The organism is Streptococcus suis (assembly GCF_029616525.1).
In the GTDB taxonomy this organism is placed as follows: Bacteria; Bacillota; Bacilli; order Lactobacillales; family Streptococcaceae; genus Streptococcus; species Streptococcus suis_AF.
In genome coordinates, this window is the sequence record NZ_JANFME010000001.1 from 142,300 (window position 1) to 165,393 (window position 23,094).

The window sequence follows — 23,094 nt, forward strand, 5'->3', positions numbered from 1 at the left end:
TAATAGATGGAGGTCCGATATGATCAAAATTTTTGGTAAAATTCGTTACCATTGGCAACCAGATTTATCATGGGCCATTATTTACTGGTCACTTACCTTCACGCCTATTTTCATTGGTATGACACTTTTATTGGAAAAGTTGAGAGTTTCAAGATTATTTATCTTACTTCTCTCTCTCTTTGCTGTATTAGTAGTGCTTGGCTTACATCGCTATTTCGAGATAAAAGAAAAGCATTTACGGATTGCTTCGGCTAATCCTTTTGCAGTACAGAAAATTGAAATTGCTACCATAGAAAAAATTGAAGTTTCTTATCTAGCCATTCGCATATTTTCACAAGAATTTCCCAATGGGCAGGTGTATCACATGCGCAAATGGCCGAAAAAATACTTTATTAACCATTTAGCTATTCATAATTGCTTCAAGGGTGAGATTGAATTAATAGACCATTTAATAAAACAGGATTATTTTGAAGAGTATTATACAAAAAAAGCCAAATCAATCCGCTGAAATGGCTTTTGTAGGACAGGATTTGATGGCTTTGAGAATATCTGGATTGGGTTCAATCGTTTTCTCAAATTGTGAGTCGTCTGAAAAAACAACGATACCGTCGTCATCATAATCGAATATAGATGAATAGGTTTGGCAGAGCCCACAGGCAATGCACCGTTCAGGAATAAGTTTTATTTTCATATTAGTATTGTAATCATATTTTAATAAAAATACAAGGAGTTTTCTCGATAATGTCACAAGAGCCATGGAATGAAGAAGTTTATCAAACAGAAACAGTTAGTCGAAAAGAACGTCTAAACAAGGGAGTAGCAAGTACAACAGTATTTACAGTCTTGGCAATTATTTTCTTTGTTATCGTACTGATTATTGGTATCACTGCCATCTATTTGTCGGTTGGAGGAAGTAAAACAGATTCAACTAAAGAATTTTATAATCCAAGCTCCGCGGCAGTTGTAGCAGAAAGTTCAACTTCAGTTGCAGAAACACAGGAGTCTACTTCTACTGATGCGACAGAAACAGAAACAACGGAAACAAGTTCCAGTCTAGCAGAAGCTACGGATGGCTCTACCCTTACTGTTCAAGCAGGTGAAGGTGTTGGACAATTAGCCGCACGTGGCGGGATTTCAATTGCTGAGTTAGAGCGGTTAAATCCAGAGAAAATGACCACAGGGTCTTGGCTTGCGCATCCAGGTGATGTAGTCCGTATTAGATAAAGAGGAGTTATGAAATCAATTCAAATTGCAATTGACGGTCCAGCTTCAAGTGGGAAGTCAACGGTTGCTAAAATTATTGCTAAAAATTTTGGATATACTTACTTAGATACAGGAGCTATGTATCGCTCGGCTACCTATCTAGCCTTGACAAACGGCATAGAGATCACAGATCAAAATAGAATCGTGGCCTTGCTTGCTCAGTATCCTATTCGATTTGGGCGTGATGAAAATGGCCAACAATTAGTTTTTGTTGGTGATGAAGATGTCACTTTGCCCATTCGTGATAACCAAGTTACAAATAATGTATCAGCAGTAGCAGCACTTCCTCTAGTACGGGAAGAATTGGTACGCCTGCAACAGGAAATTGCCCAGGCTGGCGGCATTGTTATGGATGGTCGCGATATTGGAACAGTTGTTTTACCACAGGCAGAACTCAAAATATTCCTTATTGCTTCTGTTGAAGAGCGTGCCCTCCGTCGATTTAAGGAAAATACGGAACGTGGCATTGAGACCGACTTGGAATCTCTAAAGCAGGAAATTGCGGCTCGTGACTATAAAGATTCCCATCGAGAAGTTTCTCCTTTAAAGGCAGCAGACGATGCCATTACCTTTGATACAACAGGAGTATCCATCGAAGGTGTAGTGAAATTTATTTCCGAAAAAGCGAAAGAAATTCTTGACAAGTAGTTTTGGACGTGTTAGAATAGTCGTATTGAGAAAAGCAGAAGTGAGAGCTTCTCGCCTTGCGACTAACGTTGTCTGGCTCTACGGATTAAGATTTCTTCGGAAAGAATAATGGTGTAGTGCGGACTTGTTTAGCAAGTCCGTTTCGTTTTTCTCGAAAAATATAAAATGAGGTGAAAAGCCATAGCAAAGCAAGATTTGTTCATCAATGATGAAATTCGAGTGCGTGAAGTTCGTCTTATCGGTCTTGAGGGTGAACAGTTGGGAATCAAACCGCTCAATGAGGCTCAGGCCATTGCTGATAGCGCCAACGTGGATTTAGTATTGATTCAACCACAAGCTAAACCACCAGTAGCGAAAATTATGGACTACGGTAAGTTCAAATTTGAATATCAGAAGAAACAGAAAGAACAACGCAAAAAACAAAGTGTTGTCACTGTAAAAGAAGTGCGTCTAAGTCCAGTTATTGATAAAGGGGACTTCGAGACAAAACTTCGTCATGCCCGTAAATTCCTTGAAAAAGGAAATAAGGTTAAGGTTTCGATCCGTTTCAAGGGTCGTATGATTACCCACAAAGAAGTTGGAGCGAAAGTATTAGCTGAGTTCGCTGAAGCAACCCAAGATATTGCCATTATCGAACAACGCGCTAAGATGGACGGACGTCAAATGTTTATGCAATTGGCCCCAGCTTCAGATAAAAAATAAGCTTTTTAAGCAAAAGGAGAATTAACATGCCAAAACAAAAAACTCACCGCGCATCAGCTAAACGTTTCAAACGTACAGGTTCTGGTGGATTGAAACGCTTCCGCGCTTATACTTCACACCGTTTCCACGGTAAAACTAAAAAACAACGTCGTCACCTTCGTAAAGCAGGTATGGTACATTCAGGTGACTTCAAGCGTATCAAGTCAATGCTTACTCAAATGCGCTAAGCACTGATATAGCACTACTTATTATTTGAATTATTTGGAGGAAAATTAAATGGCACGTGTTAAAGGTGGCGTTGTTTCTCGTAAACGCCGTAAACGTATTTTAAAATTAGCTAAAGGTTACTATGGAGCTAAACATCTCTTGTTCCGCACTGCGAAAGAACAAGTAATGAACTCTTACTACTATGCATACCGTGACCGCCGTCAGAAGAAACGTGATTTCCGTAAATTGTGGATCACTCGTATCAACGCGGCTGCTCGCATGAACGGTTTGTCATACTCACAATTGATGCACGGTTTGAAATTGGCAGAAATCGAAGTAAACCGCAAAATGCTTGCTGACTTGGCAGTGAACGATGCAGCAGCTTTCACAGCTCTTGCAGATGCTGCTAAAGCAAAGCTTGCTAAATAAGTATATAAAATAAAGAGTTTGGTCTGTGTACCAAGCTCTTTTTTTGTTTTAATTCGCTCAGAGCTTGCTAAATTTCAATATGAATGATATGCTTAACTGGTAAATTAAAAAGGCGACAAATTTTATTTTATAAAGTAAATAGATATGGCGATGGCATTCTACAATGGTAGAATCCATTTATCATGTCAATAATATAAATATAATAGTAAGTAAGGAGAGAAACATAGATATGAAACAAGGTAAGACTTTTCTTTATGTAGCAGGAGTATCGCTTATTTGTGCTGTAGCATTGGTTACTTATCAAGCGTCTAACTATAGAGAGCAATCGAACCATCAAAAAACAACAAGCATAGAAACATCGCAATCAAAGCAATCAAAAGAGATTCCTTCAGATCCGAAAAAGGAAGTTCCAGGGATTGATAAGGCGACAGATGATGGTTTTTTACTCACTGATGAGTCACAAATTGAGGAAAAAACTGATTTAGGAATTATTGTCAATCATGGTGATCATAAGCATTTTTTCTTTTACTCAGATTTAAAGAATACAAAATGGTCCTATTTAATTCCTGAGAACTATCAAGAAAAAACACATTCTTCTCAACCTAATAGAAATCAGCGACCATCTGGTTCGAAACAGACCGAAGATGAATACGTTTTTGATCCTAAAGATATTGTCGCAGAGGATGCAAATGGCTATACTGTTCGGCATGGGGATCATTATCACTATATTTTAAAATCAAGCTTAGGTGGTATGACACACAGGCAATTGACCTCCGGTAGTCGTCAAGCGTCAACTCTTCCTGTCGTTCACCAACAGGAAGGGACTCCGGGGATTGATTTTCAAACGAGTGATGGTTTCTTGTTTGATGGGCAAAATATCAGCGGTGTAACGGAAACCGGGATTCTAGTAAGGCATGGGAAACATTTGCATCTTATTCATTTTGAAACATTGAAAAAGAGTAAATGGTCTTATCTTGTGAATCAGTATAAACCAAATGTTGAATCGGATAAGAAGTCACAACCTGAGGTAGAAAATACTGAGTATCAAACCAAGTTGGACTACTTAGCAAAAGAACTGAATTTAGAGCCATCACGTCTTAAGAAAGTCATCGTTGACGGTCAAATTGGATTAGAGTATCCGCATGGAGATCACACACACATTGTTTTATTAAAGGAAATTGATACAAGGAAGCCGTTTGAAAGTCCAGAGGATCGTATTCTTAAGCAAAAGGATGGAGAAACTCTTGAACAGAGAAAAGAACGTCTCATTAAGCAGTACATGGAGCGTTTTAAAGTCAAGCGTGAGGACGTTACAATTGACGGGAACTATATGAGTGTACGCCATGGGGACCATGCGCACGTTTATAAAATTGATCCTAGTTTGCCAGATGATCCTGAGCGTGATGTTAAGACCGAAACGGTAAATCTTGCTATTGAGAAACAATCGGTATATGGGCCTTTTTATACAGAAGGTTCAACAGAAAATTTAACACGTAATGGTGTCCATCAAAAGTATCATCCAGAAGGGCTTCAGGATATTAAAAATTTCATTCTAGTAACATTCAGTACAAATAGTGATTTTGGTAATTTTGTCGTTAATGGTAAAAAAACGAAGAGAGTTTATTATTTGGTTCGTAAAGATTTAAACTGGGAAGATTTGAACATCACCTACCCGCAGACCCTTCAACAAAAGGGACGCGTCTTTAATGGTTGGAATGCTACTTTGCCAAAGTCTGGCAAGATGGCAAGAGAACATCAGAGTTTTTATGCTGATTTTGATAATGTTTATCGTAAGCCGACAAAAAATATTTACACTCCAAGTGATGATGTTTCAAATATTGATCTATCAGACTATGTACCTGTTAAATATAGTGCGATAGCTAATGGTCGTTTAAAATTAAATGGTGAGATTCGAGCAGGGTTCATATACTTTGTGAAATCTGACTTAACTTGGAAACAAGCTAAGGAGCAGGGGCTTGTTGTACCAGAACCGGTTCCAAGCAAAGATTATGAATTCATCGAGTTTAGGACAGTTATTACCGGTGGAGAAAAAGATACAGATTATGTTAGTGCCACAACGAGCTTGGCAGCATTTGGGACAACGGCTCTTCGTATAGGGCCATATATTGCCGAAAATACGGATAATCCAACGGACATCAATGATCCAAGTAGACATCCAAATTACCATTGGCATGATCCAAAGAATTATGTAGCTCTTGCATTTCGAGCAGGTGAAGGCGGTCAACTTCAGACCCATTTGGGAACTAGTAAAACAGTGGTTTACCTTGTCAGAAAAGGGTTAACATTGAACCAAGCTGGAATTTTTCCGCCATCTTTGAAGAGTGATACAGGTTATAAACGAGATTATACAAAACCGATTATTCCAAATGTAGCATGGGACATACCTATTTTGAAAGATACTGTCCACGATATTCATTTCGATAAAGTTGAAAGTGATAGCAAAGACGGAACAGCTGAGAACGTGAACACTTGGTTGCCTGGAAATCCACTGCCGAATACTCCAGATGTCTCTAATGGAGAAGAGAACGCAGATAGCTGGTTAGATGATTTGTTGACACCTAGCCCAGAAGTAGAAACTGTAACAGAAGCTGAAACTACAACAGAAGATACAAAAGTAACTGAAAGTAGTACTGTTGCACCCATAGATGTCCCTAAGAATCCATCAGCAGGGGAAGAGTCTAGTGAGGATTCTATATTTCCTTGATGCAATAGATATGAGTGATTTGAAATAGTGGTCTAATACTCTTCGAAAATCAAAATCAGACGTTGTTGACTTGATTTGATGAGTGAAAGGCTCCAGTGGAGCCTTTCAGCCTGTTACCTTGAAACAAAATAGTAACAGGGTTCTATCTGCTAAGTAGAAACGAACTACGTTCGCTCTATCTCCAACCTCCAAAGGTTCCCCAAACCTTTGGAGCTAGTCTGTTTTTGATTTTCATTGAGTATAAAAAGGCTTAGAATCAATGTAGTAACTGACATGATTCTAAGCCTTTTAGTGTATTACTGCGAGTTTGAACTGGTACTTGTTGAGCTAGTACCAGTTGTACTACCGTGAAGTTCTAGGTAGCTTGGTGCTTTAAATAGTTCAATTGTTGACTTATTGCCGTTTTTACTATACAAACTTGTCGATTGTGTACCAAGTTTATTCTCTAGTGCAATCTCGGCAGCCAATGAGTCAATGTAGTTATATTGGCTTGGATCCAAGGCTGGCAATCCATTGTCGAAGAACCGGATAAGATCACCAGTTTGAATGGCATCGCTAGTCGCCAGTTGTGCTGCGGTAGCTTCTTTAATTGCATCAATTTCTTTCTGAGTTGTCTCATCTGGATTTGTAATTTCAAGACCAGTTTCTGTATAGTAGATTTTACCTTCGTAGCTAGTGTATTTTGGTGTGATGAAACTGCCAGCGGTTCGAAGAGCCACAATTTGGCTGTGTTGGCTGGAAAGTAGGTCTTGACCAACTTGAAGATAGTTATCGGATTTGATTCCTAAAAGATGTTCGAGAGTAGGAAGTGCATCAATCTCACCACCGTAGGTATCAAAAATCCCACCGTTGGTCATTCCAGGTACGACAATCATATATGGAACACGTTGCATCATGGCATTGTCAAAATCTGACCAAGTCTGAGAATCTTTTCCAATCAACGGTGCCAAGTCAGGATTGCGTGAATTAGAAATTCCATAGTGATCACCATAGAGGACGATGACGGAGTTTTCGTACAAGCCAGTCGCTTTTAAGTAATCGAAAAATGCCTTTATGGACGCATCGAGATAGTTGGCAGTAGCAAAATAGCCATTAATGGTTTCATCATCTGTATTGGCTAATGGAAAGCCAATCTCATCCCCAATCAAGCTGGTTGTATAGGGGTAGTGGTTGGAAACTGTGATAAATTTGGTATAGAAGGGTTGCTGTAAATGTTCCAGATATTGGATAGAGTCGGCGAACATGATTTTATCATTCAGACCGTATTGGAATGAATTTTCAGCAGTGGCTTTAGAGAAATAGGATTGATCAAAGAAGTAATTGTAACCCCATTGTTTATAGGTGTTGTTCCTATTCCAGAAACTGGCTGCATTTCCGTGGAATACAGCAGATGTATAGCCACCATTTTGAGAGAGAATATATGGTGCAGCTTGCTGGGTATTGCTTCCGCCATATTGGACCATGAAAGAGCCTTGATTGAGTCCAAAAAGTGAGGTTTCAATCATGGTTTCGGCATCAGAGGTCTTACCTGCCTTAACTTGGTTAAAGAAATTGGAAAAGGCGAGAGTAGAGCTAGAATGATACAGAGAATTGAGGAAAGGTGTGACTTCGTATTCGACACCGTTGACATTCAACTTATAGTCAATAACAAATTGTTGTAAGCTTTCTAGGTGGAGATAGATAACATTTCGCCCTTTGGCAATACCGAAGTAGTTGTCATTCGGCTGAGCATAATGTTCTGTAATATATTGTTTTACAGGCTCCAGGTCTGAGGCGGTGGCCCCAGAGCGATCCTTATGGGCATTGTAGGTTTGATTAGCATTGTAGCCAAGGAAAGCTGGTAACCCAAGGGCTCTGACGATATAAGTATTAGAAAATCCTCTCGTAAGTAGCTCAGGTCTATCAATTTCTGCTAAAAAGAGATTGATAGAGAATAATAATACTGAAAAGGCTGTGATGGCAAAGCTAGATTTTTTATGAAATGGAGTTTTGTCCCAGTGAAATGCCTTACGGTAGACTAAGAAACCAAAAGCTATAAAATCAAGAAAATAGACAATATCCCATAGCCTAAATAACTTAAGAGCTGCTTCTCCTAATCCAGCAGATACGCTAGAGGTAGCCATCATGGTAGAAATAGAGATATAATCGGAAAATTCTCTATAATAGACTGCATTTGAAAAGAGCCAGGCGAAAAGAACGATATAAATGGTCATCGCTACACTATAGAATGCCTTCGTATTCTTTATATAAAGCGAGAGACCAAGCAATAAAATTCCTACTGGTAGAGGATTTATAATAGCGATAAAATTTTGGAAAAATCCTTGGGTATCTAAATTAAAATCAACATAGTAGGCCCAGAGTGTTTTGAGCCAGTAAATGATTAGCAAAATCAAGACGAAGCCAAGTCGAGTTTGTCCGCTCTTCTTGACGTAGTCAATTAGTTTTTTCACAATAAAACCTCATGGTCCTTTCTAAAAGCTTAGTTCATTATACCATAATTTTAAAATAAGCCTCAAAGTTTAGAGTTTTTTTGGCATATATGAAGAAACATGTTATAATAATTCTATGAAAATAAAGGTAAACCGTATTGCAGAACAGAAAATAAACAGAGGGATTCAACTCTTGGATAGCGCTGATTTTTCAGGTTTTTCGTTTGATGAGGACAGGCTGGCTGTTTTGTATTCAGAGTCTGGAAGCTATTTGGGTCAGGCTTATTTGTCCAAACAGAATAAGGGAATAGGCTGGCTGTTTAGTAGAAGCAATCAAGACTTGACCATGGATTTTTTTGTTAAATTATTCGTGGAGGCTAAACAGAAGCGTCAACATTTTTATCAATCTGAGATGACGAACGCTTTTCGTTTATTTAATCAAGATGGAGATAATTTTGGTGGAATGACGGTTGACTTATATGATGAATACGCAGTTTTTTCATGGTATAATACCTTTATTTATTCTGTCAAAGAGATGATTGTTGCTGCCTTTCAACAGGTATTTCCAGAAGTAAGAGGAGCTTATGAGAAGATTCGTTTTAAAGGTTTGGCCTTTGAGTCTGCTCATCTTTATGGAGAAGAAGCACCTGAGTATTTCACTGTGTTGGAAAATGGAGTCCACTATCAGGTCTTTATGAATGATGGTCTGATGACGGGAATCTTTTTGGATCAGCATGAGGTACGTGGTTCCTTGGTGGATGGCCTGGCGGCAGGCAAGTCACTTTTGAATATGTTTTCGTATACGGCAGCATTTTCTATTGCTGCAGCCATGGGCGGAGCAGGGGAAACGACTTCTGTTGACTTAGCCAAACGCTCGCGAGAACTTTCTAAAGCTCACTTTAAGGTTAATAGTTTAGACTTAGATAATCATCACTTTGTGGTAATGGATGTATTTGAATATTTCAAATATGCCAAACGTAAAGGCTTGACTTATGATGTGATTGTCTTGGATCCGCCAAGCTTTGCACGAAATAAGAAACAAACCTTTTCAGTAGCCAAAGATTATCACAAGTTGATTTCTCAATCTTTGGAAATACTAAATACAGGTGGAACTATTATCGCTTCGACCAACGCCGCAAATGTTTCTGTTGAAAAATTTAAGAGGCAGATTGAAAAAGGTTTTGGTGTTAGAAAACACCGTTATGAGGCAAGTTACCGCTTGCCAGCCGATTTTGTAATCAATAAAAATGATGAAAGTAGTAATTACCTAAAGGTCTTTACGATACAGGTAGATAAATGAAAATAGTAGTTCCTATTATGCCTAGAAATCTGGAAGATGTAGAGGCCATTGATGTAGAACGTCTAGCAGAGGCAGATATTGTTGAATGGCGAGCAGACTACCTTCCGAAAGATGATATTTTAAGAGTAGCACCTGCTATATTTGAAAAATGTAATGGTAAGGAAGTGGTTTTCACCATTCGGACAACACGTGAAGGTGGCCACTTGGATTTGGACGATCAAGAATATGTCAATTTAATCAAAGAAGTTGCAGCGCTTTATCAGCCAGATTATATTGATTTTGAATATTATTCTTATAAGTCGGTTTTTGAGCAGATGTTGGAGTTTCCTAATCTTGTGTTGAGTTATCATAATTTTGAGGAAACACCGTCTAATTATATGGAAATCATGTCTGAACTAACTAGCCTGTCACCAGCTGTTGTTAAAATGGCTGTAATGGCTAAGACAGAGCAGGATGTCCTAGATGTTATGAATTATACTCGTGGTTTTAAATCGCTGAACACCGAGCAGACATTTGCGACAATCGCTATGGGTGAACTAGGGAAGTTAACGCGTATTGCAGGTGTGATTACAGGATCCTGCTGGACTTTTGCCAGCTTAGATGAAACATCTGCACCTGGACAGATGTCTTTAGGCAATACTCGTAAGTTTTTGGAAATTTTGGAGAATTAAGTATGCGTTATTTAACAGCTGGTGAGTCTCATGGACCACGTCTAACAGCCATTATTGAGGGAGTTCCAGCTGGTCTTCCTTTAACAGCTGAGGATATTAATGAAGATTTAAAACGTCGCCAGGGGGGATACGGTCGTGGTAGTCGGATGCAGATTGAAACAGATCGCGTAGAGATTACAGCTGGAGTTCGTCACGGTAAGACGACCGGTGCCCCGATTACATTGAATGTGACCAACAAAGACCATCAAAAATGGTTGGATATTATGGCAGTTGAGGACATCGAAGAGAAGCTCAAAAGTAAGCGTCGTATCAAACATCCACGACCAGGACATGCTGACCTAGTTGGTGGTATGAAATATCGCTTTGATGATTTGCGTAATTCCTTGGAGCGTTCTAGTGCGCGTGAGACAACTATGCGTGTGGCTGTTGGTGCGGTTGCCAAACGGATTTTGGCTGAGTTGGATATTGAAATTGCTAACCATGTAGTCGTTTTCGGAGGGAAGGAAATTGATGTCCCAGATGGTTTAAGCGTAGCAGAAATCAAAGAGCGTGCAGCCCAGTCAGAAGTATCCATTGTCAACCAAGAGCGTGAAGAAGAAATCAAAGCCTATATTGATCAAATCAAGCGAGATGGAGATACTATTGGCGGAGTGATTGAGACTGTTGTTGGAGGAGTTCCAGCTGGCTTGGGGTCATATGTGCAATGGGATAAAAAGTTAGATGCAAAATTAGCGCAGGCTGTTGTTTCAATCAATGCTTTTAAGGGAGTAGAATTTGGAGTAGGCTTCCAAGCTGGTTATCTCAAAGGGAGCCAAGTCATGGACGAAATTCTCTGGTCCCAAGAAAAAGGATATACGCGCCGAACCAATAATCTAGGTGGTTTCGAAGGTGGTATGACCAATGGCGAGGCCCTAATCATTCGTGGTGTTATGAAACCAATTCCGACCCTCTATAAGCCATTGATGTCGGTTGACATTGATACTCATGAGCCTTATAAAGCTACTGTGGAGCGTTCAGATCCAACGGCTCTCCCAGCAGCTGGTGTAGTCATGGAATCAGTCGTAGCTACAACTCTAGCGACAGAAATCCTAGAGAAGTTCTCTTCCGATAATATGGAGGAATTGAAAGTTGCAGTAGCCAGTCATCGCGACTATGTCAAAAATTTCTAGGTAATTAATGAAAAAAACGATTTTAATTGTAGGTCTAGGGTTGATTGGAAGTTCACTTGCGCTCTGTATTCGCAAAGACCATCCTGACTATTACCTCATTGGCTTTGATCCTAACGAACAATCATGCCAAATTGCCTTGGGCAAGGGGATGGTTGATGAGGTATCAACGGAATTGGAGGGTGTAGTAAAGCAGGCTGATGTGATTCTTCTTTGTGTTCCAATTCAAGTTTCTTTGCGTTTGATTGAAGAATTTAGTGCCCTTGAATTGAAGGATACGGTCTTGATTACAGATGCAGGTTCAACGAAGTCTGCAATTGTGGCTGTTGCTGAGGAACATTTGGCGCCAAGAAAAATTAATTTTATCGGTGGACACCCTATGGCAGGTAGTCATAAATCTGGTGCCAGTGCAGCAGATCTCCATCTATTTGAGAATGCTTACTACATTATGACACCATGTCAGGCTACCAAGCAGGATGCGGTTCCCCGATTGACAGACTTGTTATCTGGAACGGGGGCACGTTTTGTTCAGATTGATGCAGCAGAACATGACCGTGTGACCAGTCAAATTTCACATTTTCCACACGTATTGGCTTCTAGTTTGATGCATCAAGCTGGTGAGTATGCCCAAGATCATCCCTTTACGAATAATTTTGCAGCTGGAGGATTTAGAGATATGACACGGATTGCGGAAAGTGAGCCGAGCATGTGGACTAGTATTTTGCTAACCAATGCAGATTCTATTCTAAATCGAATCGAGGAATTTCAAGAACGTCTTTCAGAAATTTCAGATGTTCTCAGATCTGGCGATCAAAAAGCAATTTGGAACTTTTTTGATAAGGGACGTCAAACTCGTAAAGCCATGGAAATTCACAAGCGTGCAGGTGTTGATTCTTTCTACGATTTATTCCTTAGTGTTCCTGATGAGGAAGATACGATTTTGAAGGTTTTGGAAGTCTTACGGGGTATTTCCATTGTCAATATTCGTATCAATGAAGAGAACCGTGAAGATATACACGGTATTTTACAAATCACGTTTAAAAACAAGGGAAATTTGGAAGACGCAGCGAAACGTTTAAGAGAGCAGACGACTTACAAAATCCATTTAGATTAGGAGAAAATTATGTCAACAAATATCTATGATATCGCAAATGAATTGGAACGTGCAATCCGTAACCTGCCTGAATATAAGGCGGTGGAAGCCGTTAAGGTCTCAGTTGAGGGAAATTCAGAAGCCAAAGAAATATTGGAAAGTTATATTTCTTTCCAAAAAGAAATCCAATCTAAATTGCAGGCTGGTGAAATTCCTACTGAAGCTGACCAAAAGAAAATGTTGGATTTCAACAAGAAAGTTCAGGGAAATCCACTTTTGACGGAATATTTCAGCAAGCAACAACAGTTGGGAACTTATGTAGCTGATTTGGAACGTATCATCTTCAAGCCTCTCAACGAATTGTTGTAATATATTTATATTTGATAGGAGCAGGGTATTAGGTCATGAATTGACGCCTAGTATACGCTGCTTACGTGAGTTCTTATCTCCAAGTACAGTTTCAGAAACGGTACTTTGGGGAGTAAGAACTCTTTTTTCTACCTTCTCACAGCATCCATTTCTTATAAAGTTATGGTAATTACTTGACATTTTCTAATAGAAGTTCTACAATATATTTAGTATATGGTTATAACCAGTTTGATGAGTATATATATCAACAAAGGAGATAATATGACAGTATTTATAAAAGCAAAATCTATTATTTTACCAGAGAGTGAGGTCGAAACAGCCTATTTGGAAATTACTGACAAGGGTCAGTTTGGACGGATTGTGACTGAAAAGCCTGAAGGGGAGATTGTTGATTATTCTGACTTTCATTTAGCACCAGGGCTAGTTGATACACATATCCACGGCTACGCTTCTCACGATGTTATGGACAATGATTTTGAAGGGATTAAGGTAATTTCAGAAGGTCTCTTGTCTTGCGGGGTGACCTCTTGGCTTCCAACGACCTTAACAGATACGACTGAAAATTTAGATGCAGTTTGTGAAACGATTGGGACTTATGCAGGGCAGGAAACAGGCGCCAAGATTCAAGGTATTTTCTTAGAAGGTCCCTTCTTTACAGAAAAATACAAGGGAGCACAAAATCCTAAGTACATGAGCGATCCGTCCATTGAAAAGTTGGACAACTGGCACAGCTTATCTAAAGGTTTAGTCAATAAAATTGCTATTGCTCCAGAACGTGAAGGTGTCAAAGAATTCATCGAGTTTGCTAACAGCAAGGCAATTCATACTGCCTTGGCTCACAGCGATGCGACCTATGCGCAAGCGGAAGCGGCAGTAGAAGCTGGTGCCAATATCTTCGTCCATGTTTACAATGGGATGAGTGGGCTTCATCACCGTGAACCAGGCATGGTCGGAGCTGCTTTGAATTTAAAAAATGTCTATGCGGAAATGATTTGTGATGGGCACCATGTTCATCCAGCTGCGGCAGAAATCGTGGTCAAAGCACGTGGAGCAGAGGAAACTGTTTTGATTACGGACTGTATGCGAGCTGGCGGTATGGGTGAAGGGGAGTCCCGCCTCGGTGAATTTGAAGTTGTTGTAAAAGATGGAACTGCTCGTTTAAAAGAAAGTGGTAGTTTGGCAGGTTCTATCTTAGAATTGATCGAAGCAGTGCAGAATGTTGTGAAATGGGGCTTGGTGTCCCTACCTGATGCCCTTCGTATGGCTTCTCTGGCACCAGCTCGCTCTGTCAATATTGACCATATTTGTGGTCGGATTGCAGAAGGCCGAGCTGCAGACTTTATCGTCGTAGATGATGCAGGACGCTTACAAGCGACCTATCTAGATGGCGTGAAACGATTTGGTTAATAAAATTCCTTAGGAGGAAACTAATGACAAAATTACAACTTTCTCAGGCTAAATTCAATCACATGACCCGCTTGTCAAACAGCGATCAGGTGATTGCGGCCTTGGCGATTGACCAACGTGGTGCATTGAAACGCCTGCTTGCGGCTGCAGCAGGTGGTGGCGAATTTGGAGATGACATTTTGATTGACTTCAAGAAAGTCATCTCAAGCGATTTGACTCCTTATGCAAGCTCCATTCTCTTGGATGCGGAATATGGTGTTCCAGCTTCAGAATTGCGCCATGCAGATTGCGGTTTCATTGCAGCTTATGAAAAAACAGGTTACGATGCGTCTACACCAGGTCGTTTGCCAGACCTTTTGCCAAATTGGTCAGCCAAACGTATCAAAGAATTGGGGGCAGATGCCGTAAAAATCTTGCTTTACTATGATGTAGATGACAAGCCAGAAATCAACGACATTAAGCATGCTTGGGTAGAACGCATTGGTAGTGAGTGTATCGCAGAAGATATTCCTTACTTCGTTGAAATCTTGACTTACGATGCCAGCGATATGGATGTGACTTCTCGTGAATACGCAGCCCTCAAACCACACAAGGTCAATGGTGCCATGCGTGAATTTAGTAAGTCACGTTATAATGCCGACGTGCTCAAGGTTGAAGTACCTGTCAATATGAACTTTGTAGAAGGCTACACAGATGAAGAGCCAGTCTATACAGTTGAGGAAGCTAAGGCCTTCTTCAAGGAACAAACAGACAGCACCCACTTGCCATTCATCTATTTGAGTGCGGGTGTATCTGCCAAACTCTTCCAAGAAACCCTTGTCTTTGCTAAAGAAGCTGGTTCAAGCTTTAATGGTGTTCTTTGTGGTCGGGCGACTTGGAAGGATGCAGTAGCCATCTTTGCAAGCGAGGGTGAAGAAGCAGCTAAAGCTTGGTTGGCAGATCAAGGCCGCCGCAACGTAGAAGAACTAAACGAGGTTCTAGCAACTACAGCGCGTCCTTGGACTGAAAAAGTTGAAGTAAAATAATTGTTTTAGTAGGGTCTGGGCTTAGGTCCAGACTTTTTTGTTACATCAAATATAGTCATTTATACTCTTCGAAAATCAAAATCAGTCGTTGTTGACCTGATTTTGCAATCCGCTCTTATATCTCCCACCTTGAACAGTCCATTTACTGTGCAAGCAATCCCAGAAACAAGAAAGCCTTGAGTTATAGCTGCGACTGTTGACGCAAACCTTGTTCCCCTTATTTCCAACCTTTGACTATTTGTGAAATAGTTGGAGCAAGTACTAAAAGGCTATATAAACATGATGACAGGTCGTTTTATAGCTAATAATATAGGGGCTATTTTTAGAAAAATTCGAAAAAACTTGAAAAATCTGAAAATTTACGCAATTTCCTATTGACAAATAATTTGAAAACAGTTATGATAGTTACAAATAAATGAGAAAGGGAAACAGAGATGTTACAAATGTGTCAAAATCATTCAGCTAATCATACTTATTTCTACGGCTATTTTAGATAGTGTTTGTAGACATGGTAAACATGGATGCAAACACGGGAACGTAAAGTTTGTATCTATGTGGCTGTAGCTATTTTGACATGTGCCCATAGATGATACATCTAAATGGCACGGATAATTCATTCTGTTTTCCTATACAGATGAAATATAAGGACCGTTTAGAGTGTAGTCTAAGCGGTCCTTTCTTGTTTGCTATTATATTTATAAAAGGAGAATAATCATGGGATTTAAAAAAATTATACTTAGTTCAGTAGCACTTTTGTCAGCAGTAACGCTTGCTGCATGCAGCTCCAATTCGTCAGATTCAAGTTCAGTCAATGTTGGTATTATTCAATATGCTGAACATGAAGCGTTGAGCTCAGCTCGTGAAGGCTTTGTAGAAGCGCTCGAAGAAGCAGGCTACAAGGAAGGTGAAAATCTGACGATTGATTTGCAAAATGCCCAAGGTGATCAAGCAAACTTACAGACAATGGTTGAGAAATTGGCAGGAAAAAATGATCTTAACTTTGCCATCGCAACACCGGCAGCCCAAGCCATGCTTAATGCAGATAGTGGAACATCAAGTGTATTCACAGCTGTCACAGATCCAGTTGAAGCAGGTTTGGTTGAATCATTGGAAAAACCAGGTGGGACCATGACGGGATCGATTGATGCAACTGATGTGGAAGGTCAAATCGAGATGTTGCTCAAAGTTGTACCAACTGCGAAGACTGTCGGTATTTTCTACAATTCTAGCGAGGTAAACTCAGAAGTTCAAGCTGAGCAGGCTAAAAAAGCACTCGAAGCAAAAGGTGTAAAAGTAGAAGTGACAACAGTTACGACGACAAACGATGTTCAGCAAGCTATTACTTCACTTGCAGGAAAAGTCGATGCTATCTATCTTCCAACTGATAATACAGTTGCCTCTACAGCTTCAACAATCGGTGATATTTTAAAAGAAGCAAAAGTTCCAGCTATGGGAAGTGACGCGGCAGTTATTGACGCAGCTCTATTTACCTACGGTGTCGACTACCATGCTATCGGTGTTCAAGCTGGTGAATTGGCTGTGAAGATTTTGAAGGGTGAAAATCCAGCTGACTTAGCAGTTGAAAAACCAAATACAGCGGCTATTACCGTCAATGAAGAAATGGCTAAAGCTGTTGGTATTGATGCAGCGACTATAAAAGCATTAGAAGAGTAATATATTTAGGAGAAGAAACGTTTATGTATTATAAGCTAGTAAAAAAATTGGCAACTATTTCAGTAGCAAGTATGGGTTTGCTAACACTTGCAGCTTGTTCCTCATCATCAGAACAAGCTTCCTCAGATGTGGTCAAAGTTGGAGTTCTCCAATATATGGAGCATGAATCATTGACAGCTGCCCGTGAGGGTTTTGTGGCGGAATTAGAAGCAAATGGTTATAAAGAGGGTGAAAAATTGGTTTTGGATTATCAAAATGCCCAAGGCGATCAAGCTAACCTTCAAACCATTTCAGAACAATTAATCGATGGAAATGATATTGTCTTGGCAATCGCTACGCCGTCAGCCCAGAGTTTAGCGACTGTGTCTACTGAAACGCCGATTGTATTTACTGCGGTTACAGATCCCTTGTCAGCTGACTTGGTAGAATCCATTGAAAAACCAGGTGGACTTTTGACAGGTACTTCTGATCAAGCTCCAATTGATAAACAAGTTGAATTGCTAGGTCAAGCTGTTCCAGATGCTAAGACAGTTGGTATTTTGTACACTACTAGCGAACGTAATTCAGAAGTCCAGGTAGAGCAAGCTAAGGAATTGCTAGAAAAAGCAGGTTATAAGGTAGTAGTAAAAGGAATCACATCTTCAAATGAAGTCCAAGATGCGACAACTAGCTTGATGAAGGATGTAGATGCTCTCTTTATTCCAACAGACAATACTGTCGCTTCAACCATGACCATGATCGGTGAATTATCTGTGGAGCATAAGGTTCCAGTAATCGGTGGTTCAACGGATATGGTGGATGAAGGAGGGCTTTTGACTTACGGTACCAACTATGAAGCTTTAGGTCGTCAAACTGCAAAAATGGCTATTAAGATTATCGAAGGAGCCAATGTGTCAGAAACAGCAGTAGAATACCCAGAGACCGTCAGTCTTCACGTTAATGAAGAAATGGCTCAGAAATTAGGTATCGATACTTCTAAGCTTGCTGTATCTGAATAAGATCGGTAAGATAGAACCTAGTATTGACTACGAATTTAGAAAAAGGAGAAAATCGTGGATATTATTTTATCAAGTATCTCGCAAGGCTTGCTTTGGTCAGTTATGGCGATTGGTGTTTACTTGACGTTTCGTATTTTAGATATTGCTGATATGACAGCTGAGGGATCTTATCCGCTTGGAGCTGCTGTTTGTGCGACAGGGATTGTGAACGGAGTGAATCCCTTGCTGGCAACCTTTATGGCTATGGTAGCTGGTATGGGTGCAGGATTGATTTCTGGTTTACTTCATACAAAACTAAAAATTCCAGCCCTTTTGACCGGTATTGTAACCTTGACAGGTCTCTACTCTATCAACTTGAAAATATTAGGCAAAGCCAATGTGGCTCTGCTTAAGCAAGAAACTCTAGTGACCCAATTGCAGGATTTCGGTCTAACCAAAACAAATGCCGTTTTGGTGATTGGTCTGGTCTTTGTACTAGCAGTTGTAGGATTATTGACGCTCTTGCTCAATACACAAATTGGTCTAGCTATTCGTTCAACAGGGGATAATATTCCAATGAGTGAGGCCAATGGTATCAATGTAGACAATATGAAAATCTACGGTTATATGTTGTCGAATGGTCTAATTGCCCTTTGTGGTGCTCTTCTTACTCAGAATAATGGCTATGCGGATTTGAACTCTGGTACAGGTACCATTGTTATCGGTCTAGCATCTGTCATTATTGCAGAAGTTATCTTGCGTAACTTACGCTTGGGTTGGAGACTCCTATCGGTTGTTCTCGGTGCGGTTGTTTACCGTTTGATTATCTTAGCGATTTTGGAAATTCCAGGTATGGATGCAGACCTTGTTAAACTCTTCTCAGCTATCCTTCTGGCAACCGTTCTCTATGTGCCAGAATTGCAGAAGAAATTGAATATTCGTCGTCCAAAATTGAATGGAAATGCTTAGGAGGAAGTCATGTCTACAATTTTATCAATTCAAAATATTCATAAAACCTTCGAAGCTGGAACAGTTAATGAGAACCATGTCCTTCGTGGGTTGAATTTAGATGTAAAAGAAGGTGATTTTATCTCTATCATCGGTGGTAATGGTGCTGGTAAATCAACTTTCATGAACTCACTTGCAGGTGCCTTGACGGTTGATTCGGGCGATATTTTGCTTGAAGGTAAATCCATTAAGCATGTATCAGCTGCCAAACGCTCTAAGGACATTAGTCGAGTATTTCAAGATCCAAAGATGGGAACAGCTTCTCGATTGACCATTGAAGAAAACATGGCTATTGCCTATCGTCGTGGATTGTCACGTGGTCTTGGATGGGGTGTGAAGGACAGTGAACGTGCCATTTTCAAGGAAGCTTTGAAAGAGCTTGGTCTGGGACTAGAAAACCGTATGAAGGTGGACACGCAATTTCTTTCAGGTGGTCAACGTCAGGCTCTGACCTTGATGATGGCTTCGCTGGTTAAACCAAAGGTTCTGCTCTTGGACGAACACACTGCGGCCCTTGATCCAAAAACCAGCGATATGGTTATGGAATTGACCAAGAAAATCGTGGAAAGTCACCAGTTGACAGCTCTGATGATTACGCATAATATGGAAAACGCCATTGAATATGGAAATCGTTTGGTCATGTTGCACCGTGGTCAGATTGTTGTCGATGTAGAAGGAGAAGAGAAGAAGAACTTGACCGTTCAAAACTTGATGGACCTTTTCTACAAAAACAGCGGTGAAAAGCTAACTGACGATGAGATGATTTTATAAAAAAATAAGACTACTGATTTCATGCAAGTCAATAGTCTTTTTTCTTATATCGTCATCTATACTCTTCGAAAATCAAAATCAGACGTTGTTGACTTGATTTGATGAACTTCAGTTCTATCTGCATCTGCGTCGCCTAGTCTGTTTTTGATTTTCATTGAGTATTAGTTGACTTTTTTTACTTCGACGTAAAAGTCAACTAAATGACTATACTTGTAGAAATTCTAGCATTTCTTCCATTGGAATTTGATGGATGGCAGCCTGTCCCAATTGAGGAACGATGACAAGTTTGATGGTCTTGCCACGTGCTTTTTTATCGTGAGTTAGGGCGGCGTATAATTCATCTACATTCCAAGGCTGGTGTGTAGTCGGCAAGCCGAATTTTTCACACATGGCGATAATCTTTTCTGTCATACCAGCTGGCATCAGTCCTTTTTTCTCAGCTGCGCGTGAGATTTGTACCATACCGATGGCAACAGCTTCACCGTGCATGACCTGGCCGTAGCCAGCGGTCGCTTCAATAGCATGTCCAATCGTGTGACCGAAGTTGAGATAGAGTCTGACACCGTTGTCTAATTCATCTTCGACAACAACCTTGCGTTTGACTTCACAGGAGTGGTAGATAATATAGTCAGCATGCTCCAGAATGCTCTCGACAGAGCCGTCTAATTGGTCTAGGGTTTCCCAGAGCTCCACATCATCTATTAAGCCATATTTGACAACCTCGCCCATTCCTTCAATCAATTCTCGTTTGCCGAGTGTTTTTAGAGTATCAGGGTCGATGAGAACGCCGTCTGGCTGGCAGAAGGTCCCCACCATATTTTTGGCAAATGGGGTGTTCACGCCAGTTTTTCCCCCGATAGAGGAATCAACCTGAGCAGTCAAGCTGGTTGGAATTTGTAGGAAATGGATACCACGCATATAGGTAGAAGCGACAAAACCTGCCAAATCGCCAACGACTCCCCCGCCGAGAGCAATGATTCCATCACTTCGTGTCATACCATTTTTTACGAGAAATTCGTAGGCCTGGTTGACGGTATCAAGATTTTTTGAGGCTTCACCTTCTGGAAATTCAAAAACAATGGTTTCAAAACCAGCTTGTTCTAAGCTTGACTGAACTGTTTCGCGATAGAGTGAGCCAACGTGGTCATCTGTAATAATGGCGATTTTCTGAGGTTTCCAAAGTTCTTTGACCCATGCACCTGTCTGTGCTAAACTTCCTCTTTGGATAAGGATGTCGTAGGGAGTGTTGGGAAGATTGACGGTCAGTTTCATCAGATTTCCTCTCTATTTGATGTCGTATTTCTGGACTAATTGGTCCCAAATCAAGTCAGTCGGCATTTCCTTACCAGTCCAGGATTGGAATGCTTCAGCCGCTTGGAAAAGGAGCATGCCCAAACCGTTAATAGTAGGGTTGCCTTGTGACTGGGCATGCTTCATTAAAGGTGTTTCGAATGGTTGATAAATCACATCCGCAACCAAAAGATTTTCGGGAAAGCGAATGGTAGAAGGAACAGGTTGAGAATACCCATCCATGCCTACACTGGTTCCGTTGACTAGTAAGTCGGAGTTGGTAATATGTTCCTGTAGTAATTGGCTATCATCAAGCGCTAGGACCTGCATGGGAACTCCAGTAGCTTGAGCAATAGGTGTAAGACTCGCCTGTGTTCTTTCCAAGCTTTGTTGACGGCAGAAAATGGTAATTTCCTTTGCACCATCCAATGTAGCCTGAGCTATGATAGCAGTAGAAGCACCACCACCACCTAGGATGGTTAGTCGCTTGTTGCGTACTTGGAATCCTCTTAGTTTTTCTAAACTTTTGAAGAATCCAATGCCATCGGTGTTGTGCCCAATTAGTTTTCCATCTTTATGAATCACGGTATTGACAGCACCAATCAAGCGAGCAGAGTCAGTCAGGCTATCGAGATAAGGGATGACAGCCTGCTTATAGGGCATGGACAGGTTGATACCAAACATATCATATCGTTTGATATTTTCAAGCGTTACAGCCAAATCTTCCTCGGGAATTTCCCAAGCGACATAGACACCATTTACACCTGTTTCCTTAAAAGCCAGATTATGAATGAAGGGGGAGATGGAGTGTTTGATTGGCTTTGCAACAACGGCAGCAAGACGAGTGTAACCATCAATGTTCATAGCTTACCTCCAAATTATTTATCGTATAAAAAATTAAGGAAAGAATTAGACGGTTTGATGAATTTCACGAATCAGAGCTTCCGTTTTTTCCCAACCTAAGCAAGGGTCGGTAATGGATTTGCCGAATACCTCAGGGCTATCTTGACGGCCGTCTTCTAAGTAGGATTCAATCATGAAACCACGAACGTACTTGCGAATGGATTCGTTCCAATCACGGTTGATGAGGGTTTGACGGACGATACGGATTTGTTCCAGGTAATTTTTACCAGAATTGTCGTGGTTGGTATCAATTACGATAAATGGATTTTTAAGACCAAATTGTTCATACTGTTTGATGGTTTTCAAGAGAATATCATAGTAGTAGTTTGGCTCATAACCGCCCTTTTCAGTATTGGCACCACGAAGGATAGCATGAGCTAGAGGGTTGCCGTCTGTATCAACTTCTGCATCACGGTAAATAAAGTTCTGTTTGTTTTGTGCGGCGTAGATACCATTGAACATAACGGTCAAATTACCAGAAGTTGGGTTTTTCATTCCCGTCGGCATATCAATACCAGAGGCAACGAAACGGTGTTCTTGGTCTTCAACAGAACGGGCTCCGATAGCGTGGTAGGATACCAAATCTTCTACCAGAGGGTAGTTGGCAGAGTAGAGCATTTCATCTGCAGTTGTCAAGCCGGTTTCTGTGATGACACGGTAGTGCAGATTGCGAACAGCAGCGATGCCGTTGATAAGGTCTGGTAATTTAGAAGTATCTGGCTGATGAACCAGTCCTTTATAGCCTTCCCCATTGGTACGTGGCTTAGCTGTGTAAACCCGCATGACCATGAAGATTTTATCTTTGACTTCTTCTTGAAGTTTGGACAATCGGGTTGCATATTCCAAAACAGCCTCTTCATTATCTGATGAGCAAGGACCGATAATCAAGAGCAGACGGTCATCTTCGCCTCGGATAATTCTTTTCAGTTCTTCATCGCGCTGATTTTTTGCAGCTAGAAATTCTCCTTCTAACTTGGAAAGTTCCTTTACTTTATCGATGTCTAAACTGGTGCTACGTTTGTGAATTCCCATAGTAT

Annotated in this window: 23 protein-coding genes and 1 other annotated feature; of the genes, 18 read left to right on the forward strand and 5 right to left on the reverse strand. The window is 40.6% G+C overall.

Annotated elements, in window-relative coordinates:
• The first annotated feature begins 19 nt into the window (after positions 1-19).
• A complete protein-coding gene (locus tag NOL38_RS00680) occupies positions 20-508 on the forward strand; it encodes an EbsA family protein (protein ID WP_014637746.1) in 489 nt (162 codons plus the stop codon).
• On the opposite strand, the gene NOL38_RS00685 is transcribed toward NOL38_RS00680, so the two are convergent.
• Positions 497-691 (reverse strand): ferredoxin, encoded by a 195-nt coding sequence (locus tag NOL38_RS00685; RefSeq protein ID WP_014637747.1) that lies wholly within the window; start codon positions 689-691, stop codon positions 497-499. The genes NOL38_RS00680 and NOL38_RS00685 overlap by 12 nt on opposite strands.
• Before the next feature lie 50 nt (positions 692-741).
• Between NOL38_RS00685 and NOL38_RS00690 the strand changes: the two genes are divergently transcribed.
• The 6 genes from NOL38_RS00690 to NOL38_RS00715 all read left to right on the forward strand — a co-directional run bounded on the left by NOL38_RS00690 (position 742) and on the right by NOL38_RS00715 (position 5,974).
• Positions 742-1,224 carry an SAG1386/EF1546 family surface-associated protein gene (locus tag NOL38_RS00690; RefSeq protein ID WP_015646683.1) on the forward strand — a complete coding sequence of 161 codons (483 nt, stop codon included), beginning with the start codon at positions 742-744 and terminating at the stop codon, positions 1,222-1,224.
• Positions 1,225-1,233: 9 nt separating this feature from the next.
• A complete protein-coding gene (gene cmk / locus NOL38_RS00695; protein ID WP_099831389.1) occupies positions 1,234-1,911 on the forward strand; it encodes a (d)CMP kinase in 678 nt (225 codons plus the stop codon).
• Between the two features lie 26 nt (positions 1,912-1,937).
• Positions 1,938-2,066, forward strand: a sequence feature (ribosomal protein L20 leader region).
• Positions 2,067-2,106: 40 nt separating this feature from the next.
• Positions 2,107-2,613: a translation initiation factor IF-3 gene (gene infC / locus NOL38_RS00700; protein WP_002940606.1), complete on the forward strand. Its 507-nt coding sequence runs from the start codon at positions 2,107-2,109 to the stop codon at positions 2,611-2,613.
• Positions 2,614-2,639: 26 nt separating this feature from the next.
• Positions 2,640-2,840 (forward strand): 50S ribosomal protein L35, encoded by a 201-nt coding sequence (gene rpmI / locus NOL38_RS00705; RefSeq protein WP_002940607.1) that lies wholly within the window; start codon positions 2,640-2,642, stop codon positions 2,838-2,840.
• 49 nt (positions 2,841-2,889) lie between these two features.
• Complete coding sequence (rplT, locus tag NOL38_RS00710) at positions 2,890-3,249, forward strand: 50S ribosomal protein L20 (protein WP_012028296.1); 360 nt, start codon at positions 2,890-2,892, stop codon at positions 3,247-3,249.
• Between the two features lie 229 nt (positions 3,250-3,478).
• Complete coding sequence (locus NOL38_RS00715; protein WP_105256017.1) at positions 3,479-5,974, forward strand: pneumococcal-type histidine triad protein; 2,496 nt, start codon at positions 3,479-3,481, stop codon at positions 5,972-5,974.
• A 296-nt stretch (positions 5,975-6,270) separates the two neighbouring features.
• Here the strand turns inward: NOL38_RS00715 and NOL38_RS00720 are convergent, their stop codons facing one another.
• On the reverse strand, positions 6,271-8,424 hold the full coding sequence (locus tag NOL38_RS00720) for an LTA synthase family protein (RefSeq protein WP_105256018.1): 2,154 nt from the start codon (positions 8,422-8,424) through the stop codon (positions 6,271-6,273).
• 115 nt (positions 8,425-8,539) lie between these two features.
• Between NOL38_RS00720 and NOL38_RS00725 the strand changes: the two genes are divergently transcribed.
• The 11 genes from NOL38_RS00725 (at position 8,540) to NOL38_RS00775 (ending at position 19,864) form a co-directional block, all read left to right on the forward strand.
• A complete protein-coding gene (locus NOL38_RS00725) occupies positions 8,540-9,703 on the forward strand; it encodes a class I SAM-dependent rRNA methyltransferase (RefSeq protein WP_105256019.1) in 1,164 nt (387 codons plus the stop codon).
• Positions 9,700-10,374 (forward strand): type I 3-dehydroquinate dehydratase, encoded by a 675-nt coding sequence (gene aroD, locus NOL38_RS00730; protein WP_024378346.1) that lies wholly within the window; start codon positions 9,700-9,702, stop codon positions 10,372-10,374. Before NOL38_RS00725 ends, aroD begins: the two co-directional genes overlap by 4 nt.
• A 2-nt stretch (positions 10,375-10,376) precedes the next feature.
• On the forward strand, positions 10,377-11,543 hold the full coding sequence (gene aroC, locus NOL38_RS00735) for a chorismate synthase (RefSeq protein ID WP_044670862.1): 1,167 nt from the start codon (positions 10,377-10,379) through the stop codon (positions 11,541-11,543).
• A gap of 7 nt (positions 11,544-11,550) precedes the next feature.
• Positions 11,551-12,654 (forward strand): prephenate dehydrogenase, encoded by a 1,104-nt coding sequence (locus NOL38_RS00740; RefSeq protein WP_044670864.1) that lies wholly within the window; start codon positions 11,551-11,553, stop codon positions 12,652-12,654.
• 9 nt (positions 12,655-12,663) lie between these two features.
• Entirely contained in the window at positions 12,664-13,002 is a 339-nt protein-coding gene (locus tag NOL38_RS00745; RefSeq protein ID WP_002938966.1) for a YlbF/YmcA family competence regulator, read from the forward strand.
• Positions 13,003-13,263: 261 nt separating this feature from the next.
• Positions 13,264-14,409 carry an N-acetylglucosamine-6-phosphate deacetylase gene (gene nagA / locus NOL38_RS00750; protein WP_044692960.1) on the forward strand — a complete coding sequence of 382 codons (1,146 nt, stop codon included), beginning with the start codon at positions 13,264-13,266 and terminating at the stop codon, positions 14,407-14,409.
• Positions 14,410-14,432: 23 nt separating this feature from the next.
• On the forward strand, positions 14,433-15,434 hold the full coding sequence (gene lacD / locus NOL38_RS00755; RefSeq protein WP_002940627.1) for a tagatose-bisphosphate aldolase: 1,002 nt from the start codon (positions 14,433-14,435) through the stop codon (positions 15,432-15,434).
• A gap of 714 nt (positions 15,435-16,148) precedes the next feature.
• A complete protein-coding gene (locus NOL38_RS00760; protein ID WP_105119945.1) occupies positions 16,149-17,108 on the forward strand; it encodes an ABC transporter substrate-binding protein in 960 nt (319 codons plus the stop codon).
• A 23-nt stretch (positions 17,109-17,131) separates the two neighbouring features.
• The gene (locus NOL38_RS00765) at positions 17,132-18,106 is read left to right on the forward strand and encodes an ABC transporter substrate-binding protein (protein ID WP_012028291.1); all 975 of its coding nucleotides are present in this window, start codon (positions 17,132-17,134) and stop codon (positions 18,104-18,106) included.
• A 54-nt stretch (positions 18,107-18,160) separates the two neighbouring features.
• Positions 18,161-19,054 carry an ABC transporter permease gene (locus NOL38_RS00770; RefSeq protein ID WP_002940642.1) on the forward strand — a complete coding sequence of 298 codons (894 nt, stop codon included), beginning with the start codon at positions 18,161-18,163 and terminating at the stop codon, positions 19,052-19,054.
• A 9-nt stretch (positions 19,055-19,063) separates the two neighbouring features.
• Positions 19,064-19,864 (forward strand): ABC transporter ATP-binding protein, encoded by an 801-nt coding sequence (locus NOL38_RS00775; protein ID WP_002940641.1) that lies wholly within the window; start codon positions 19,064-19,066, stop codon positions 19,862-19,864.
• Positions 19,865-20,068: 204 nt separating this feature from the next.
• Here the strand turns inward: NOL38_RS00775 and aroB are convergent, their stop codons facing one another.
• The 3 genes from aroB to NOL38_RS00790 are packed head-to-tail and all read right to left on the reverse strand — an operon-like array spanning position 20,069 to position 23,089.
• A complete protein-coding gene (aroB, locus tag NOL38_RS00780) occupies positions 20,069-21,136 on the reverse strand; it encodes a 3-dehydroquinate synthase (protein WP_044755630.1) in 1,068 nt (355 codons plus the stop codon).
• 12 nt (positions 21,137-21,148) lie between these two features.
• Positions 21,149-22,018 carry a shikimate dehydrogenase gene (locus tag NOL38_RS00785; protein ID WP_277941096.1) on the reverse strand — a complete coding sequence of 290 codons (870 nt, stop codon included), beginning with the start codon at positions 22,016-22,018 and terminating at the stop codon, positions 21,149-21,151.
• Between the two features lie 45 nt (positions 22,019-22,063).
• Entirely contained in the window at positions 22,064-23,089 is a 1,026-nt protein-coding gene (locus tag NOL38_RS00790; protein WP_277941097.1) for a 3-deoxy-7-phosphoheptulonate synthase, read from the reverse strand.
• Positions 23,090-23,094 lie beyond the last annotated feature (5 nt).

Bases quoted from the DNA above. Each gene is read 5' to 3' on its own strand.
- rpmI (WP_002940607.1), top strand. From the start codon at position 2,640: ATGCCAAAACAAAAAACTCACCGCGCATCAGCTAAACGTTTCAAACGT.
- NOL38_RS00760 (WP_105119945.1), top strand. From the start codon at position 16,149: ATGGGATTTAAAAAAATTATACTTAGTTCAGTAGCACTTTTGTCAGCA.
- rplT (WP_012028296.1), top strand. From the start codon at position 2,890: ATGGCACGTGTTAAAGGTGGCGTTGTTTCTCGTAAACGCCGTAAACGT.
- nagA (WP_044692960.1), top strand. From the start codon at position 13,264: ATGACAGTATTTATAAAAGCAAAATCTATTATTTTACCAGAGAGTGAG.
- NOL38_RS00680 (WP_014637746.1), top strand. From the start codon at position 20: ATGATCAAAATTTTTGGTAAAATTCGTTACCATTGGCAACCAGATTTA.
- NOL38_RS00745 (WP_002938966.1), top strand. From the start codon at position 12,664: ATGTCAACAAATATCTATGATATCGCAAATGAATTGGAACGTGCAATC.
- NOL38_RS00690 (WP_015646683.1), top strand. From the start codon at position 742: ATGTCACAAGAGCCATGGAATGAAGAAGTTTATCAAACAGAAACAGTT.
- aroB (WP_044755630.1), bottom strand. From the start codon at position 21,136: ATGAAACTGACCGTCAATCTTCCCAACACTCCCTACGACATCCTTATC.
- aroC (WP_044670862.1), top strand. From the start codon at position 10,377: ATGCGTTATTTAACAGCTGGTGAGTCTCATGGACCACGTCTAACAGCC.
- NOL38_RS00685 (WP_014637747.1), bottom strand. From the start codon at position 691: ATGAAAATAAAACTTATTCCTGAACGGTGCATTGCCTGTGGGCTCTGC.
- NOL38_RS00725 (WP_105256019.1), top strand. From the start codon at position 8,540: ATGAAAATAAAGGTAAACCGTATTGCAGAACAGAAAATAAACAGAGGG.
- NOL38_RS00785 (WP_277941096.1), bottom strand. From the start codon at position 22,018: ATGAACATTGATGGTTACACTCGTCTTGCTGCCGTTGTTGCAAAGCCA.
- NOL38_RS00775 (WP_002940641.1), top strand. From the start codon at position 19,064: ATGTCTACAATTTTATCAATTCAAAATATTCATAAAACCTTCGAAGCT.
- NOL38_RS00790 (WP_277941097.1), bottom strand. From the start codon at position 23,089: ATGGGAATTCACAAACGTAGCACCAGTTTAGACATCGATAAAGTAAAG.
- NOL38_RS00715 (WP_105256017.1), top strand. From the start codon at position 3,479: ATGAAACAAGGTAAGACTTTTCTTTATGTAGCAGGAGTATCGCTTATT.
- lacD (WP_002940627.1), top strand. From the start codon at position 14,433: ATGACAAAATTACAACTTTCTCAGGCTAAATTCAATCACATGACCCGC.
- NOL38_RS00765 (WP_012028291.1), top strand. From the start codon at position 17,132: ATGTATTATAAGCTAGTAAAAAAATTGGCAACTATTTCAGTAGCAAGT.
- NOL38_RS00740 (WP_044670864.1), top strand. From the start codon at position 11,551: ATGAAAAAAACGATTTTAATTGTAGGTCTAGGGTTGATTGGAAGTTCA.
- cmk (WP_099831389.1), top strand. From the start codon at position 1,234: ATGAAATCAATTCAAATTGCAATTGACGGTCCAGCTTCAAGTGGGAAG.
- aroD (WP_024378346.1), top strand. From the start codon at position 9,700: ATGAAAATAGTAGTTCCTATTATGCCTAGAAATCTGGAAGATGTAGAG.